Origin of the sequence: Halalkalibaculum sp. DA384, assembly GCF_043951955.1 — a bacterium.
Classification (GTDB): Bacteria; Bacteroidota; Rhodothermia; order Balneolales; family Balneolaceae; genus JAMQKA01.
The window spans coordinates 82081-101410 of record NZ_JBINJE010000002.1 but is presented as its reverse complement, the minus strand read 5'-3'; the positions used below and the strand labels follow the sequence as shown (position 1 = coordinate 101410).

Below are 19330 nucleotides of genomic sequence, written 5' to 3'. Positions count from 1 at the left end.
TCCCCATTTGCACATGGACCAAACAAGATTTATAAAGTTGAGATGTTTCGCAGGTATAGCTGTTATAGCCGTGTTTATCCTGGGGCTTGGAGGCCTGTTCGGGTCGGCCGCGGGTCAGGGCATGGTGAATATTAATGTGACGGGTATTCCCAGCGTGGTGGACGCACCGTTTACCGACCAGTTTGAACAAAATTTTCGCAACGGACGCTACCAGCTTGTTTTTACCTACAATAACAACAATTCTGTTGCTGTTGACTTCCGGTTTAAATTCAGGGTAACCAAAGGGGGAGATGAGATCCTGGAGGTCACATCCGAGCCCGAAAGTTTTCGGCCCGGGGCATATGTGTTTACATCTGTATTTGACGAGCTTCCTTTCCCCCAGTCGTTTAATAAAACAATGGAACAGGTGGACAGCCGGCTGAAGCAGCAGGTCCTCCAGGAGGGGACCATCCCCGAAGGCAACTATGTCTTGTATGTGGAGGCGGTACCGGAAGAGGGTGCGGGCATGATCAGTTCTCCACAGTCCATGACGCCATTTATGGTTCGCTACCCGCAGCCGCCTATGCTCATTAATCCATCCAACGAATCCAATTTGACGCTGGAAACACCGGTATTCAACTGGACATCCCTGCAGGGGCTCCGGCAATACGCGGTACAGTATGATTTTCTGCTCGTTGAGGTGCTGGAGAGTCAGACGCCGCTACAGGCGCTGAACAGCAACAGGGCACATGCCCGGCAATCAGTAATAGATCAGAATACGTTGATCTATACCCCCGAATATCTGCCGCTTGAAGAGGGCAGTGAATATGCCTGGCAGGTAACAGCGAACACTGTCGACGGCACACTTCCGATTAAAAATGACGGGCAAAGCGAATTCCAAACTTTCACTTATAAAAAAGATGCCGGAGATGAGTTGATTTCTGATATTCGGCAGCTTGACCAGGTTCCGCTGGTGCCGGAATTTGCACGACTGGTCAACCTGGACCAGCTCGAGGTGACCGAGGCAGCCGACTCCTACGTGCTTAACGGCAGGGCGACTCTGGAGCTCAATTTTATCAATTCTGAAGCAGGGCAGCTCCGGGTACAGGTCGATAACCTGCGCCTGCAGAAACAATCCCTTTCCAACCCGGTGCTTATGGGCGGGTCGCTGCGGGGAGATGCCGGACAGGTTGCGTCCATTCCCGGCAACTCCAGCGAGCTCACCGAACTGGATGAAATCATATGGAGATTTGGGGAAGGAGTCACCGCTACTGCCACGCTGTCCGACTATAGTGGGCAAAGCTACCGGGCGCAAGGTACACTCAATCTGACGGCAACCCGGGCCAGCGGTACCGTTCGCGCATCGGGAGAGCCGCTGTTTACAGTCAATGAGGACCTGGCGGAAATTGAGATTACCGAGATGACAGCGGCATTCCCGGAGGGTACCGTTTCGGGTAAAGGGGCATTGCGCGTATTTGGACAGGATACGGGCTGCGAAATCAACAACTTTGCTTTCCTGGATGACAGGATCTCCACGATGTTCCGCTGCGAAACCCCTTTCGCCGTTCCGCTGGCCCGTGCAAGTGACGCCGTCAGCCTGGATGTAAACAGGATATCGGGCACGGTTGACGCCCGTCCGCAAACCGATGAGCTGGACTACCACCTCAAACTGGACGCCACGGCGGGGTTGCTTACTGAAGGTGGTGAGACCTGCGGAACCGATGCCATCATCACCGCAGATTCAGAAACGGGCCTTGCCATCATTCCCGGGCAGCGGAAGTGCAGTGCCGTTCAGCCGCGTATCGACCTTGGGTTCATTCAGCTTGAGCTGACACAAACCGAACTGGAACATCTTTCATACGACCCGGCAAACCAGGACTGGGATTTCGAACTTCTGCTGGGTGCCAAAGTTGAAATACCCGCATTTGATGCCTGGAAATCAACTGAATTGGAAGATATTAGGGTTGATAACGAGGGGATCCATTTTAACAAGTATGCATTTGAAGACGGGCCGTTTTCACTGCCGGAATACGATATCCACGACTACCGGGTAAGGCTGCAGTCGTTACTGATGCGTGAATTTACGTTTCCACTGTTTGAGTGGGATAAAACCGGGCCCGGCCCCTGGGAGCTTGCATTCAGCGGGGAGGTTTCAGTGCCCAATGACAGCAGGTATCCCGAGTGCATCCGGGGAGAAACGATGGAACTGACCGGGGGACACGTGCAGGATATGCTGGTCTTCGGGGAAGTCGGTGTAAATAGTTTTTCGGGCTGTTCGGCAGATTTCGGCACTGGCCACGCGCTGAATATCGATGAGCTCTCAGGGCGCTTTGGCGTAGAATACCATGAAGACGACAGTTTTGAACCGATAGGCCGGCTGGATTTGGGCGGGAGTATCAGTCTGGGACGCCCGTTTACCTGTGATACCGGTGATTCTATTCCGCTTGGAGAACAAAAGTTCTCATTCACAACAGGATTCAACGGCACGCTGGAAAATGTTATTCCCGGATGTGATGTCGCCATCGGTCCATTTACGGCCCGGGTTACCGACTCCGATATTACTTTCTCCCACACACCTGGGTCTGGCAGGGAGGCGACCATGCAAGCCTCGGCGGAACTGGAATTACCCGGCGGCCAGCGGGTACAGGGTTCGTTTGGTCTCAACCTGTTGACCGGTGAGTTTGAATCGGTGTCCTTTAACATCAATGATCCCTTCGAATGGCAGATACCGGGCGAAGATCCTGTCCTTACATTCCTGGTCAACAGCGCCCGGATCGATGAAAATGGTTTTTTAATAGACGGCCGCCAGCAGTTTCTGCTTGAATCGGGAACCCGGATTGGGACCACCTTTGATAATCTGCTGATCGATCTGGAGACCCTGAGGCTCACCGGGGGACGGGTAATTTTTGATGAATCGTTCGGGATGATTGCGGGAATCGATGCCGGTACGCAGTCACTGAATTTCAGGGCGGTTGATGCTGATACTGCTTTAACGGAAGATCCGGGCCTGTTTATGGAGCTGGGCGGGCAGGTAACGCTGGATTCGGCCGGGGTCCATGCTACGGGTACGGCAAATGCGGCGGTCATTTTTGACGGTCGGCAGTATGATGAACTGGCTACGGTTGAATTTTCGGATGAGTTCGCATTTCAGCTGTATCCTTTCAAAGTCGGCAGCGGCCGTGCCGATTTCATGGTGGACGGCAGCCGATTCGCCTACGCAGACCCCGACGGTTTTCATCCCGTTCCCGGGTTTTTCGCCGATATGATCATTCCCGACCTCCTTCCGTTGCCTACGGAAGATATCGCCTACCTCCGGCTCAGGGAGGGTGACAGCCTGCTGGTTGATGCCGTGGAAAACAGTGAAGGGAACTACGTTCTTTCCACCAAACCCAATACACCGCTTTCACTCGTGGCCCCGTTCTTGAATAACGCCAATCCCCCCGTGTTGTCGAATATTACGCTTGACAACGTGGTTATTTCCGCCGACCCGACCAATCCCGAAGTTTTGGAAGGGGCTATTATCGCTGATGTACCTGTGGGGGATCCGAACCTGCAGATGAAGAACCGGAACGTTCCACTGAGCCTGCGACAACTCTATTTCGGCAGCCGGGTAGTGGATGGCAGTCCGTTGACCGCCCTCTACCTGCTCGGCGATCTGCACCTGTTTGAAAGTGATCTGCCGCACGACCAGCAGGCAGCCTTTTATATCCAAAGTGATGGAGCCCTGCAGGCCAGTCTGAACCTGTCGGGCATGGGAGCACAGGTACCGCTGCTGCCTGGCGGCCAGGCAATGCTGATGGTGGATGCGGTGAGCGGGACCTTCTCACTGCAGGAGGGGGCTACTTCGCCGGCCTATGACCTGGATCTGACTGGAGGCCTGGAAATAGATACCGAGTCCGGATTTAGCACCGGCGCGGATATTGGTATCCGCCTGACGCCCGGGACCTTTAATGTCACCAATTTTGTGCCCGATGACTTTGGAGCGGATGCAGAGCTCGATTTCGGGGTATTCGGCCTGCAGCTCGACTCGATCGAGTCACTGCCGCAATTTGGGTACACCCGGGCCAACGGATTTGAGTTTGCCATTGCCCTGGATGCCGGACTGCGCATTCAGCCCGCCACCGGGGACGAGTTTGTATTTCCCCTGCTGGGCCTGGAGCTCCGCAATACCGGTATTCACCTGCCGCCGCAGGATATCGATGAGAGCAGCATCCCGGGGCTGGATCTCCCTGCAATTTCACTGGCCGGCTTCAGCTTCAAGCCGCTCGGATTTGAAACGGCTTCCACCTTTACCTTCGACTGGAGCCAGGGCGTTGCATTCAATCCTGATGTGAGTATGGACTTCGAAGTGGAACTGCCGGAGTTTGAGGGCACGGGACTGAATCCACCGGACGGCCTTACGTTCACGGGCGTTTCCATGGATGACGGATTTTTTACCGGTTCGGTGGCGCCCTTCCAGCCGTTAGGCGGGGCGGAAATCCCATTGATAGGAGGGATGCCCGACTCACCCACGCTGATGATCAGCGAAATTTTCGGCTCGCTCAGCCGGGACCAGGACCAGCAGCTCGTCGATATCCGGGTGGATGCCGAGCTGGGGAATCTGCCGGCGTTTACCGGGGACGATCCGGACGCCTGTGTTGAGGATCCCTCATTTACGCTGGCCCTGGTGGAAAGCAAGTATTTTGAAGGAACCATCAGCGGCGTACAGCCCTGTGGATACGTGGAGATCGGTCCGGCAAAGCTTTCGGTTTCGACGGCTGATCTCATATTCTCTGTGTCCGCGAATTCCCAGCGGGCGGAACTGGACGGCGGCGTGGATCTTACGCTACCCGCCCCGAACGATGGCTCCCCGATCACCGCGAGTGGACTTCTCACTCTTGACCTTATTACCGGTGAAATCAGCGGCGGCTCGGTCGATATCACACAGCCGTTTGCATTGAACCTGCCTTTCGCCTCAGATGATCCGATGTTGAATTTCACCGTCAACCAGGCCACACTGGATGCCAACGGACTTAGCATTCAGGGCGGCGGTAACCTTACTTCGGACGGCGTCCAGGCCAATGTGCAGTTCAACAACTTGCTGATGGGATTTGATCCGTTTGTTGTCGAGGGAGGCTCCGCCACTATCGATTCCGATTTTGCGGCAGAGATCGGCCTCTCACCGTTCTCATTTAGTTTGGTGGATACCACTTCCCAGCTGCCGGCCGACAACGCCATCCGCATGGACCTGAATGCCGATATGGAACTGAATCCGGCCGGGCTGACCTTTTCCGGGACCTCTATAGCTACGATTCTCTTCAGCGGACAGGAATACGCTTCGCTTCGGGCCGAGCTGGTGAACGGGTTCACCCTTAACGTCGGCGGGTTTTCCGTAAACAGCGGAAGTGCCGAATTTTATGATGACTCGGACCAGGGGCAGGCGGTTGATCCGCTGGCTATCCTGGATGATTCAGGCTTCAACCTCGGGTCACAAGTGCTGGCCCTGTTGCCCTCACGCATCCCGCTGCCCACCGAGGATATCGCCTATGTGGATATCAAAGACCAAAACGACAGTCTTCTGGTAGATCTCACGTCCAACCAAAGCGGCGGATATACCATCAGTACCAACGGCCAGCCGCTGCCGGTCGTCATTCCTGCTCTCCCTGATCAATCTGACAATCCCACCGAGGTGAACGTCGAATTCAGTCTCACAACTGATGATGCTTATCATATCACCGGCGGAGCCCTGACGCTTCAGAGCGAAACTTCGCTGGCATCCAGCCTGGATCTTCCGTTGAGCCTCCGGGAACTCGAAATAACGGATGACGGAAACGGTCCCGAGCTGAAGGCCGGCCTGGCACTGGAACTGCCCGGCCTGCTGCAGGAACATGAGGCCCTCGTCAATGCCACGATAAATTCCGGTGGAATCGAATCGGGATCTGTGAGCCTGGGCGACTACCGGACCTCCTATCAGGGCGGGCTTACACCACTGTACACCTATTCGCATTCCGGTTCGGTCTCCGGCAGCAATGAGTCCGATGTTTTTGAGGCTTCCCTGATGGGTATCGAAGCCACATTCGGAAGCACCAGCAGTGTAGCCCTGTCGGGAACGCTGAGCAGCAGTTTGATTATGGATATCAATGCCGGCGATGAGCCGGTGTTCTTTAACGCCTCGTGGTCGAGTGCCGGGTGGGAATTTGACCTGGATCCCGGGAATACCATCCGGGAGATGACGATGGGAGCCGTTACGCTTTCACCCAATGCACACGATGGGATAGGGCTTGAGACGGATGAGGACTCATTTTACCTGGTGCTGAACGGGACGGTCTCCCTGGAGGATGTGCTTGGGGAACCGCTTGATGTGAGCGTGCAAGACCTGGAAGTGGGGGTCAACGACTGGAGCTCCAGTCCCTCGCTGCATTTTGCGCTGGGGCAGTCGGTGGGAACCCTTGCTGATCAGCAGTTTACATTGTTCGAAGGAGCGCTGTCCGGGAATATCATCGCTCCCTCGGTAACGATCACAGGCCGGGCAGTGGCGCTGAGTTCTTCATCCGGGACACTCACCTTCCTGGAAAAGGATATCGATTATCAAAACTTTGTGATCGATACTGACGGGCAGTTCGACTTCGGGCAGATACAGTCGGATGCGATAACGCTTATCGACGATCACCTGGTCATAAACTCAATGACGCTTTCCAACAGCGCCGGGCTTCGGCTCGATACCGAGTTGGCCATTACGCTTCCGGCTCCCGTGGATCAGACCTCCACATCAACCATCAGTATCTACCGCGACGGGCAGGGCCAGGTACAGGTTGAGGCATCTGAACCGGCGTTTAGCCTGGATGAAGAGTTCGCACTCGGTGATTTTGGGCATTTTAAGCTGACACAGGTCGCTGCCGATATCGATCCGTACGACTGGCAGCAGTCCGGGGTATATGCCAACGGGGAGCTGTACGAGGCTGACGAGGTGGATCCGATCATCTATTTCGGTGAGAGCGGTAATTTTCCAAATAATCCCGGGCTCGGTTTCTCTCCGGGACAGTTGCCCATGGTGCAGTACAATGCGACCGGCAACGTATCCTTTGCATTCGATTTCAGCGTTTTTTCCGTCAACATCGCCTTCGATCAGATCGCATCCACACAGGATGGTTTTGAAATCACCCTGAACGGGCAGGCGGATATCAACCTCGACCAGATGTCGGCCAACCTGGGCTACAGCGGGTTTACCGTCAGCCACAACGGGGTAGAGGATGTCGGCAACCTGGATGGTTCCGGCTCTATCGACATGGAGGGAATCGGCACACTGACGATAGGCCAGTTCCTGTATGAGTCCACGCCCAACGGCAAAGAAATTACGATGGCCGACGCGTCTCCCAAAAGTCCGGACGAGCTGGACGGCGGGGCCCAGGATGTACAAACGACCACAAAAAATGTAGTCGAACTGCTCTGCTTCGGTCCCTGTCCGGCAGATACCGGAAGCCAGAGTGCCAACCCGGCCCTGGAATTGTCGATCAGCGTCAATGCCAATAGCGAATCGGGTGGGTTCACCGGGGGCGTGCACAGTATCTATTTCTATGAAACGGTTGGCGGCGAACGCGAGCTCTACATCGAAGATTTTAACGTCAGCATCGATGATTTCTTTACGATGAACGCCAGCCTCAACTACCTGCAGGACGGCAACGACTTTCTGCTGCGTGCCGCCGCCACTGGTACCTTCGATATCGGGGGGAGTACCGCCGGGGCTGCCGTAGCCGGCAAGTTTGCTAACATCGACGGGCAAACTAGCTACGGTCTTTTCGTTGCTGTACAGGCTGACGTAGGAATCCCTATTGTTCCCGGCATTATCGATCTGAACGGCGCGGGAGGCGGATTCTTCTGGAAACCCGACCAGGCCGACCTGGACCTGGTCAGTACGGCCATAGGCGGCTTTGGCCATGAGCTGGTCAACGAAAATGCGATGCCCGCGGCCGATGACGTGGACTTTGCAGTCATGCTCTATGCCGATATCGGCATCGCCGGCAGTGGCAACCAGTATGTGGTAGAGGGACAAACTTTTTTCCAGATTACGAACCAGGGCTTCTACATGGATGCACGTGGCAATGTGCTGCAGATGGACGGCGAGGGGACTGCCAGCGCGCTTGTCCAGGGAGAGATGTACATATCGATGCAGAGAGATCCGTTTTATATACTGGGAGATATCGGAATAGCATTGGAGGTACCGGGAACTGTTTCCGGGGAGGGAAATATCGAGTACTTCCTGCGGGAGACGGATGATGAGGTGGTCTGGGGCATTATCGGGAATGCTGAGTTCGGCATCTTCGGTGATATGCTGGAGGGCGACGGGGAGTTCCTGGCTGCCCAGCAGGGCTTCCTCCTGGAAGTTGGGGTAGGGTTTAACGTCGGTGTGCCGCTTATCTCTGTCAAAAGTGATGTGACCGGTTCTGTCTGGCTGCTCGATGACCCCGACTTCAGCCTGCCGTTCGGGGCGTATGTGGTGTTCAGTGCCGAGGCTTGCCTGGGCGTCTGTATTACCGCAGATGCAAAAGGTGCTTTTGTGACGAAATCTCCCTCAGGTTTTGAAATTTATGCCGCTGTCAAAGGATGTGTAGATCTGTTGGTCGATGAAGCCTGTGTATCGGCATGGGCATCAGTCGCGGATAATGGGATAGATGCGGGATTTGGGAAAGGCAGTCAAAATGATCTGATAGCCCAGGCCCAGGACCAGCGGGACCGGTTCCGCCAGAAGATTGAGGATATGAAAAACCAGATCGCTGCCGCCAAGGCCGCTCTCCAGGAGCCGCCGGGATTTGCCGGCTTCGGCGTGAGTACCTCTGATGTGCGTGACGCCGGGAGAAATTTTTATTCCCAGAGTAAAGCCGTGCGAGACATCGCAGTGACAAGAATACTGAATGATGTGGAGACCAGTCCTTATGGAAGCAGCAGTCGTTCGTATTCTCCGCCTTCACAGCTCCAGCAAATGATGAACACGGTAATGAAGGCAGACCGTACACATAATGGCCTGGTTGAATACATCTTGTCTCCGGAAGACTCCCGGTTTGTACTGGTCAATTATTTTGCCGATGTGGAAGATATGTCTGATAATGTGACCGGGTTACTGGATGAGGGGCTGCAAACATCCATTGAGTACCGCGAGATGGCAGAAAGTGCTTTTGACAGTATGATGACCACCATGACCCAGTCCCCGGTGTCCAATGTTTACAAGCCCGTTCCGTCTGCAAATGTATCCGAATCGCCCTCCTTCCGGGTTGATGAAACTGTCGCATCAGAACAGGCGCAGAGTACAGAGGAGTTGAGGAGTCAGATTGAGGAGATGGATAACCAGTTTCGTGCAAGCATCGCTGACGTCGAGGCCAGCCTGCAGGAGATGCACTCCCTGTTGGATACCAGGGTGGAGGGCTCAATCGCTGAGAACAATTTGACGGTTACCCCCGGTGTAAACAGGCTGACGCAAGAGTATGCTCATGTCATCAGGTTGCTTCAGGAGTACTACGCGATGGAGGCCAACAAGCACTGGCTGGAGTGGGACTGGGCAAGCAACCTTCATTCAACAGTGCAGCAGCAGAGCGGCCAGATCCAGAGCGGCATCCAGCAGCTGAACAACGGCTTCAACAGTGCACTGGCTAATCGGAATAGTAATACGAATGCTTACATGAACGAAGTTTATCGGACTGTACAGCGGGCCCATGCCATCTCCCGTTTTAAGGATTCGACTTTTACATCGTCAATTCCTGCTGTGAATGATCCATATGTAGCACCACAGGAGATGCTGACTGTTTTCAATGAACTTGAGAATCCCAGCTGTACTGATGGCTCCCTGGATTGTGTCAGAGATTCGGTGGCCGTGATGAATAATCGTTTCTGGTATGATATGCACGACCTGGGATTGCAGGATTACACCTATCAGACATCCAGGAGAGTGATCAACGATGTGGTGCCCGCCCATAGCCAGCTGGAAAACAGCCTGCTTGACCCGTTGAAACAGGTCACCGACCTGGCCGATCAGTTTTACAGCAACAAGGCGAACCTCACTTCCATCCTTTACAATATGATTGACAACTACCTGGGATGGCGCCAAAGTGTAGAGGTTGTAACAGAGGGGGCCGTGCAGGATACGACATCGTCCGTTGACTACCAGCAGCGCTTGCAGGGGCTCTCTGATGAACTGGTACCGCCCCAGATAACGGGCATTACAGCCGACCCGGAACGACCTTCTTATTCCGGCGTGAACACATTCTTTAATGAGACGGACATAAGCTGGAATGCCACCCATCCGGCGGGCATAGTCGAAAACAGTATCGATGTGAAAGAGTTTGAGGAAGACACCGATATTTCGGTCGGGTATCACGATTACCTGTCGGTTGGAAGTAATACCTCGATCACACAATATCCATACAAGCGGACGCATCCCAGGGGAAGCAATCCATCACCGGCGGAGCTACAGATGTCCAACACGAGGAGGATGAATGTCGGAGTACGGGTGCGGGGACTGGCCGGCAACACGGCTATCCGGCGGGCCACCTTTAACGTGGATGTGGGACCGGGCGGACAATCGGTAAGCCCGGGAAGTTCTGTACTTTCCAACAGTGTGAGTTCGCCGGACAGACCCGTACTCTGGCTGAGTTCGTTTTACGAGAAGAATACCACTACGCGGTATCAGCAGGTCACCACCCAAACGCAATTCGGTCCCATAAATATGACGGCTCCCGTTGAGGTCGATGAATACTGGACGAATGGACCAACTGCCATCGATCTCCACATCCAGGCCCATGATCCGGAGAGCGGGATTGCCACTTACGAGTACGCGGTGGGCAGCAGCAAAGGGGGCACCGATGTTATTGCGTGGACCGAACTGCAGGGCACCCGCAATTTCCTTTCATATGTGCCAACATCGGAAATGATCGGGCAGACCAGGATGATTAATATGACGCCTGGACAGGAATACTATGTGAGCGTTCGGGTGACGAACGGGGCTGGAATGACCAGTCCGGTTATGGAGAGCAGCACTCCCGTAATCTATGACGGGGAAGCGCCGGGTAAACCGGGGCTGGCCTACGTGGCTGTGCCCATGCAGCAGATGTCCTATGCGATGGGGTACTCAACGCCGGTCGATCCGGTCCTGGAATCGGTGCCTGCTCTTGATACTGATCCGGAACTGCTTAATGACTGGACCGACTCGGCAACACCCGAAATTGAGCGAAGCTGGACGGCTTCATCGGATGATCAGTCCGGGGTTTCCCATTATGAATATGTCGTTTCCACATCGGAGGAGGTACCGCTTGAGGATTTTGAAGATGTTCGGGTCAAAACAACCGAGGGGACCCATCTTGAATACTCGGGCGATCTTCCGGGTTCACTGCTGGAGGATTTTGAAACCGGAATCTATATACACGTCCGCGCAAAAGATTATGCAGGCAATGCCAGCGAGGTGCGCACGCTCGGTCCCAACATAGCCAAAGATCCCACCTCACCCGTCGGCGGCAAGATGCAGGCAAAGGTTGATCCTTTCGACGTCAAGCTCTACCTGGTGGAACTGCCTTATGATCCCGAAACCGACCTGGAAGGCATCCAGTATGCCCTGGGCACCTCTCCCGGGGCAACCGACCTGAGGAGCTGGCCGGATGGCAGCAACGTTGACTTTGCATGGAGCTCCGAACAGAACGGGGAACTCTATTGGTCGGGAATATCGCATACCAACCAGGAGCGGTTCGTCTCAATTCCCCGGAGCCAGCTTCCCGAGGGAGATACATTCTATATCAGTTACCGGGTCGTCAACGGGGTAGGCAAAAAATCCGGTACCCGGGCTACCGGACCCATCAACCTGGACGGGAGCAGGCCGTTGACACCTTCAATCAACCTGAGCTACAATCAATCGAACTCAGAACTGCAGATCGACCTGGAGAATCTCGAAGATCCCGAATCGGGCATCGCTTCCGTCGAGTATTCCGTCCGGTATCTCTCATGGAATACGCTGGTGGGGTGGACCGATATGCACGAACATGCAGGTAACAAACAGGGGAGCTTTGATCTTTCCGGGTCTGTTTCGCTGTCCGGGGACCAGGTCGATGATCCCACTTACATTACAGTTCATGTGCGGATAACCAACGGGGCGGGACTGCAACGTACCGCTCAAAAAAGTGTTACCTTCAGCGATATGTATCAAAATTTAATTCAGGCGGTCCAGCAGCAGCAATATAACGGGTTCCTGATAACCTATTAATTGATTCAACCAGATATCCAGCTTACGATGTTTTCAAAACTTCATTTCCTACTGATACCCTTTCTGGTAGTTGTTTTTACCGTCAACTCGGTGAAGGGACAGAATACACCTGGCGTAGATATTCATGTTGTGACCCGGGAAGACGGTCGCGCCTTTGTTTATCACGGGCAGACCATCCCGCTTTCTCACGGGTTCAATGTTTATCGAAGTGTGGACGGGCAGGACTGGCAGAAACTGACCGAGAGTCCCCGCTTTCCCGCGACCGACGGCTATGAATTTCAGAAGAGGCTGGGCGCGCTGTACCCGCGAGTCCGGGAAATGGTCCGCCGAGATGATCCACAGGCCGTATTCCTGCGCCTGCACAACAGTTCTGATATCGGGCTTATTACCAGTTTTGCGATCCCGGAAGTAGCCGAATCGGTCGGTCGGTTATTCATCGATGAGGAAGCCCCGGTCGGCGATACGGTGTACTACCGTTTTGAGATTGTGGACGACCTGGAACGTCCCACGGGTGAAAAGATCGAGGGACGTGCCGAGCTGCAGCCCGTTGTGCCCCCGCCGCCTTCGGAGCTTGCAGTTGCCAATGATGCAGACGAAGTGGCGCTTACGTGGAACTATCTTCCCACCGGAACCGAAGAAGCGAAGAACGTGATCCGGTTTCAGATCTATTACCGTGAGGAGGGGCGTGGTAACCTGCAGCGGGCGAATGAGGAGTTCATTGCACGCACAAGCGGAGATACCGAGTTTCAGTACAAATTCCGGGTCCCGGAGCTGGGCAAAACCTATACTTTTACGATCCACGCTGTCGATTTTACCGGCCGGATGTCGGAGCCAAGCGATGGAGTAAATATTCGGATTGCTGAAAACCGTCCGCCGGCGATCGTGCGGAACTTAAAGGCACAAACCACAGGTAACTACCACAGCCATATAACCTGGCCGGTGAGTACCGAGCTGGATCTGGCGGGCTATCACCTGTACCGCGCCCGTGGCGACCAGGAAAGCTACACGCGGTTGACCAGGGAGCTGCTCCCTGCACTTGAAACAGCCTACCTGGATACCACGGTTGAGCCGGGAAACCAGTACCGGTATTCGGTAACGGCTGTCGATACGGCCGGCAATGAGGGACCCCGGAGTAACCCGGGCCACCTGCTGATTACCGATTATCGCGTTCCAGACCCGGTAAAGACCTTTGAGGCCGAATTCAACGAAGGTGCTGTTCAGCTTAGCTGGAGTCACGGAGCCGTTCCCGGAAACCTGAGGACCTACTTCGTAATGCGCCGCCAGACCCATCCCCGCAGCGGAGAGAGTTTTTCGCAGGTAAACAAGGAGCAGCTGTCCGATACTACATTGCTGGACAACGGTGTCGGAGGTGAGCGATTTGTGGAGGGCGCGGTTTATCAGTACGGCATCTCCGTCATCAGCAGTAATGGAAATGCGAGTGATACGGTTTATGCAGAACTTCAGATCCCCGACCTTACCCCGCCGGAATCACCCACATTTGCAGAAGCCGAAATGGAAAAGGGGCAGCGGGTGGGGCTCCGGTGGAATGCCTCGTCTTCCACGGATGTGAATCGTTACCGTGTATATCGCTCGCTGGAATCCAGGGCAGATACTCTTCTGGCCGAGCTGCCGCGCGGAAAGCGGTACTTCAGGGATGAAGAGGTTGATTTTGGGAACACCTACCTGTATTCGGTTACGGCTGTCGATTCAATGGACAATGAAAGTATCGATGCCCCGGTTGACACCCTGCACGCACGCCGCTTACAACCGCCGGTGCCGGCCCGCAACCTGCAGGCGATGGAGATGGAGGAGGGCGTACAGCTTCGCTGGGAGCAATCCACCGATGAGCAGGTGGTCGGGTACCGCATCTACAAGTCTTCTTTGGCGACCGGTATCTATGAGACGATCGGCGAAACAGCCGGTAACACCGTTGAGTGGGTGGATCAAGATGGGAGTGCCGGCACCTGGTACAAGGTGTTCCCGGTAGATCGTTCGGGGCGCGAAGCCAGAACGGCAAAACCGACCCAGGCAGTCCAGAATAACTCCAGGTAAATTTGATATGACTATAATCCCCGGTAAACGTACGAAATTGATATTGAGACCTGCCTTTTTGGGTGCTGTGGCCTGGATACTGCTGTTTATATGCGTTTCTGCTCCCCGGGCACAGTATGCAGGAGCGGGTTTCTCCGACGGGGTGTCCTACTATGAACATGGAGATTATGAGAACGCCATCGGGCCGCTCAAGAGAGCTGTTGATGAGAATCCCAGGTTAGTTGATGCATATATCTATCTTGCCTCAGCCTACCTGGGAGCCGAACAATTTGATCAGACAATACAAACGGCCCGTGAGGGATTGAAAGTGGCCCCCAAACACCTGCGTCTGCTACTGTTGAAAGCAGAAGGATATTACCGGAGCGATTACCGGAAGGCGATCCCCGTTTACCGTGAAATTGCAACTATTTTGGAGCGGAATCCGGATCGGCAAAAAGATGGGTTGCATCTGGAACGGATACGAGCGTACCTCGGACATCTTTACCACCGCCGTGCTAATGAATCGTACGGATTGGGGCAGATCAATAAGGCTGTGCAGGATTATGAACAGGCCCGGCAATATTCCCCCGACAGCCTGAACATCCACAACAACATGGCGTACATTTTACTTCAAGAGGAACGGTGGGGAGAAGCCGTTGAGCTGCTTGAGGAGACTGCAACATTATTCCCCGGTGCCGAACGCACCCTGTTTATGAAAGGACAGGCCCACAGGGGGGCGGGAGAGCTGGACGAGATGGTGGAGGCTTATCAACAGCTTTACCAGGCAGACCCGGAAAATCTGAATTATGCCGTCATATACGGCCAGTCGTTGATGGCGGCCAACCAGGCGCGGCGGGCAAACCTTTTTATGCAGAAGCTTATTGACCGGCATCCCCGGGAAAAAAGGCTATACGAAGTGCTGAAGAAAATGAATGAACAGCGCTATGATTTCGGTGCTCGCCGTAATGTGTTAAAGCTTCAGCGACAGGCGTTCCCGCAGGATCGTGCCGTGGCAGAAGACCTGGCCCGGACGCACCTGTTGATACAGGAGTACCCGGAAGCCCGGCAAATTTACGATTCGCTGGCCACGGCAACCCTGGACCCGGAATATGCCATCCAGGCCGCGCGAACCTGGCTGTATGACGAGAATTATGCAATTGCGGCTGAAGTCTATCAAAAAATGACAGACCAGTGGCCCGATGATGCGGATCTGCTGGCGGAAGCGGCGGTTGTGTTTGAAGAAGCGGGAGACACCGAGCGGGCACAGAAGCTGTACAGGCGAGCGTATAATTTTGCCGGGGAGCCCCTGACCGTTGTAAAATTGATCGAATTGTTACTTCAGGATAAAAAGAATGAGGAAGCCTTTGCATACTTGGAGGAACTTGAGGAAAGCGGCTACTCGGGAATTGGGAAATTCTACGAGTTGAAATACCGATCCGGGGAGATGGAAGAAGATGAACGGGCCGAGAAAGCAGAACAGGCCGTCGTTGAAATGCTCCGACTCTATGAGAACGAGCAGCAGGAAGCCCGGGAATTGTCAGCCGGCACTTTTAACAGCGGTCATGCGGGGATGCCGCCCGTGCTTCAAATCCGAAGAGACCTGGATCGCCTGGAGCACTATATCGATGACTGGTATGCCTATCTGCGCTTATCGTTTTCTTCGGAGGAATGTTTACAGATATTGGAAAATGTGATCTCAGAATACTCCTCCAGCCCCAAACTATATCTGTTCCGGGGCCAAACAGCCATTGACTACGGTGATCCGGACCGCGGCATGCAGTCTCTCGAGGAGGCCGTCCGCCTCGGAGCACAGGAGGCCGGGGTGCATCTGGCGCTGGGTAATGCCTACGCACAGCTGGGCAAGGTTCAAGCCGCTATTCTTTCATATGAACGCGCCCTGACACTGGATAATGAGTATAAAGAAGTTTACCACCGGTTGATAAGGATAAGCCGCGAAAACGAACTGCTGGACGAACTATGCAATCGCTGGTTGGCACGCTACAGCAATAACAATGATAACAACATCCTCAAAGAGCACCTGATTGAAGCCCTGCACAAGGCAGACCGAACGGAAGAGGCAAACAGGATCATCAGGAACGGCTGAATTCAGTAAAAGTACCGGTATTATGAAAAAGATTACAGTTTATATCATTGCAGGGTTTGCAGCTTTCCTTTTTATAAAAACGGGATGCAAGGATCTGACGAATGTTGCTCCAAATAAATCCATCCCCGCTGTTAAATCGGTGATTCCGGCTGAAGCACCCTATGGGGGAGAAGTGACTATCGGTGGAACCGGTTTTGGGAGTGAACTGACAGACCAGGTGGTATTATTCAATGAAACCCCTGCACAAATTGATGCTTTGAGTGATACGGTCCTCCAAACGCGGGTACCTCTCGATGCCCAATCCGGCCCGGTAAAAATAGTAACCAGGGGAGACACGCTTGTGGGGCCCTCTTTTACGGTCGATACCACAAGGAGCGTATTTCTGGCTATCGACAGGATAAATCCGAGCCAGGGTCGTCCGGGCGATACAGTGGATGTTGTGGGTACAGGCTTTGACGAAAATCCGGCCCGGAATGAGATGTTCTTTGATCAGGTTTCCGCCTCGGTGATCAGTGCCACCGATACCGTGATTACCACGGAGGTACCTCTTGAGGCTCAGACCGGTCCTGTATCAGTAACAGTAATAGTAAAACAGGATACGGCTGTCGGCCCGATATTTACTATTGAGAAGCAGCAGTCCAGGACCCTCGACGTGTATGTTCGGACTTCCGGAGAGCAGCTTGATGAAGACGGGTATACGCTTTCGGTGAGTGGCAGGGATGACCGTTCTGCGGGTCTGAATGATGAAGTTCAGTATACCGATATACAGACCGGAGAGGTGCAGGTAGAACTGTCTGGAATAGCTCAAAATTGTGCTGTAGACGGGCCGAATCCGCGGAATGTGGTGTTTGAAACAGATAATGCTTCTACAATTTTTACCGTGAACTGCTCCGGGCCTGGCCTTGCAATTACCGGGATTTCGCCCGAATCAGGACCGATGGGCACTGAAGTGACCATCTCCGGAACCGGTTTCAGCCCGACCGCTTCTGAAAATATTGTCACCTTCAACGGTGTGAGAGCCGAGCTGAACAGTGCTTCCGAGACCGAGCTTGCTGCAGTTGTACCGGGCGATGCCACGACCGGGCCGGTAAATGTGACGGTAGGTAATCAGACGGCCGAAGGCCCCCTGTTTACTGTTGAGGTGGCAGGGTCGCTAGAGGTTAACATATCAACCACTGGTTCTAGCCTGGATCCGGATGGCTATCTCTTAAGCCTGGAGGGGAGTAATGACCGGTCGGTTAAAACCAACGACACGGTAATATATGATAAACTCGATGTGGGCAGCTACCAGGTGGAGCTCTCCGACATTGCATCGAATTGCCAGCTTAGTGAAGAGCTGCCGAACCCGCGTACAGTGGATATTACGGAAAGCAGTACTACATTTACCGATTTCAATATAAACTGCAGCGATCCCAATGAGCCGCCTGTGGCAAGTTTTACGGCTGAATGTACCAACCTGAGCTGCCTCTTCGATGCCACCGGTTCTTCTGACAGTGATGGGTCGATCGTCAGCTATGAATGGCAATTCGGGGACGGGACCGGCGGCGCTGAATCAAGCGTTACCAAGAACTACGAACTGCCGGGTACTTACACCGTTCAGCTCACGGTTGCCGACGATGATGGGGCAACGGATTCCAGGAGTGAGGAGATCACCGTAACTCTGCCCGAAATTACCGGTATTTCTCCCGAATCCGGTCCGGTAGGCACAGCAGTAACGATTTCCGGCAGCGGCTTTAGCAGCGTCAGATCGGAGAACAGCGTCACTTTTAACGGGATTGAAGCCGCTCTGGAGACCGCCTCCGAAACGGAGTTGATGGCCATCGTCCCCGAGGGTGCTACAACGGGTCCGGTAGAGGTAACAGTAGATGGATACACCGTTCGCGGACCCGACTTTACGGTTCAGCAGCCCAAAACCCTGGAGGTGACGATTGAAACCATAGGCACCCAGATTGACGGAGACGGATATACCTTGTCCGTCACCGGCAGAGATGACCGGTTTGTTAAGGTCAATGACAACGCGCAGTACAGTGAAATCTATGATGATGAGGTCCAGATAGAACTGTCGGGAATAGCCGCCAACTGCCGCACTGGAGGGGAAAATCCCAGAACGGTCACGTTGAATAATTCTGATAATGCGGGATTCACCGCTTTTGCTCTCGATTGCACCTACGATCTGAGAGGGAAGATTGTGTTTGCCACCGACCGGCACAACTACGGGGAACTTTACAAGCAAAATGGCGATGGGTCTGCCGTTGAAAGGATCACCGAATCGACAGACTACTATGAAGCCGAACCGGCCATTTCGCCCGATGGGTTACGAATTCTGTTTAGCAATAATAAAGGCGGTGGTAAACACATATTGGTTATGGATTCAGATGGAAGTAACATAGAACAGGTTACCAGTTCAGGATATAATACTGCGCCGACCTGGAGTCCGGATGGGAGCAGAATACTATTAGCCAGATCAGGAAGTTCTGATGAGCCCTCAGACATCTATATTATGAACAGTGACGGCAGTAATTTGCAAAATATCACCAATACTGCCACTGCCCGGGAATTTAATCCCGATTGGTCCCCCGATGGGACGAGTATTGTTTACGAGGAATACATAGATGGGAAATATGACATTTATACTATCAATCCGGATGGAACGAATAAAATGCAGATTACAGACAATGATGTTTCTGAATATGACCCGGAGTGGTCGCCAGCCGGCGATAAAATTGCATATGTGGTCAATCTGCCAGATGCGAGCCGCAAGATTCATGTCATGAATAGTGACGGAACAGGTGTTCAGGAATTGACACCTTCAAATGGCAATGAGCGCTCCCCCTCTTGGTCGCCTGACGGCTCAAAGATTGTGTTCTCAAAATATATGGACGGATATACTCACATCTACATTTACAGTGTAGAATTTAACGATATTCTTGTGGCACCCTATACAACGGGCAACGACCGGGCACCGCACTGGAATTATAAGTAATGTGATTTATATGATA

Annotated in this window: 4 protein-coding genes; all 4 read left to right on the top strand. The window is 53.7% G+C overall.

The genetic code is table 11. The features are described 5' to 3' along the window. Positions 1 to 37: 37 nt before the first annotated feature. The 4 genes from ACG2E4_RS01785 to ACG2E4_RS01770 are packed head-to-tail and all read left to right on the top strand — an operon-like array spanning position 38 to position 19314. Positions 38 to 12196 (top strand): hypothetical protein, encoded by a 12159-nt coding sequence (locus tag ACG2E4_RS01785; RefSeq protein ID WP_395275541.1) that lies wholly within the window; start codon positions 38 to 40, stop codon positions 12194 to 12196. A 27-nt stretch (positions 12197 to 12223) separates the two neighbouring features. Further along, positions 12224 to 14248, top strand: coding sequence for a fibronectin type III domain-containing protein (locus ACG2E4_RS01780; RefSeq protein ID WP_395275540.1), 2025 nt, complete (start codon positions 12224 to 12226; stop codon positions 14246 to 14248). A gap of 7 nt (positions 14249 to 14255) precedes the next feature. Then, the gene (locus ACG2E4_RS01775) at positions 14256 to 16331 is read left to right on the top strand and encodes a tetratricopeptide repeat protein (RefSeq protein ID WP_395275539.1); all 2076 of its coding nucleotides are present in this window, start codon (positions 14256 to 14258) and stop codon (positions 16329 to 16331) included. 22 nt (positions 16332 to 16353) lie between these two features. After that, positions 16354 to 19314: an IPT/TIG domain-containing protein gene (locus tag ACG2E4_RS01770; RefSeq protein ID WP_395275538.1), complete on the top strand. Its 2961-nt coding sequence runs from the start codon at positions 16354 to 16356 to the stop codon at positions 19312 to 19314. Positions 19315 to 19330: the final 16 nt, after the last annotated feature.